The following is a 515-nucleotide window of genomic DNA, read 5'->3' on the forward strand; positions in this document are numbered from 1 at the left end:
ATGCCTCTAAATTCAGCATCAGTAAAGTCTGCTTCGTCTAAAATTGCGCCATTAAAGTCAGCTCCTTCTAGATATGCACCTCGAAAGTTTGCACCACTTAGATCAGAGCCATAAAATTTTATCCCTCTAAGATTAAGATGAGAAAAATCCAAATTTTTAAGCCGCAATTGCCCCAAATCTCCTCCAGCAAATAAATTAAAAAATTGAGAATGAAGATGTTGCTGATGCTGATGCTTTGGACGATATAGCTCAGAATGTAAACGAAACCATAATTGCGATCTATATCTTTGTACTTCCCAGGTTTCTGTTTTATCACTAATTCTACGGAGAATTTCTGATGTCGAAATAATCCACGTTAAATTTTTTTTGGTAGTTTCTGCTAAGGTTACCTCGTCCATCGCTTGCTTTAAGTTAGCAGGTAACACATTGCAATCACGGGAGAGCGTATAACAAATGGCTTCTTCGGGAGTGAGTGACTCATTTGCAAGAACTTTGCGCTTTAGTTCTTGATAACG

1 protein-coding gene is annotated in these 515 nt (G+C 37.9%); it reads right to left on the reverse strand.

The genetic code is table 11. The features are described 5' to 3' along the window. The coding region (locus Lste_RS03070) for a pentapeptide repeat-containing protein (protein ID WP_162264118.1) at positions 1-515 on the reverse strand (515 nt) is incomplete at both ends.

Source organism: Legionella steelei (genome assembly GCF_001468005.1).
Lineage (GTDB): Bacteria > Pseudomonadota > Gammaproteobacteria > Legionellales > Legionellaceae > Legionella > Legionella steelei.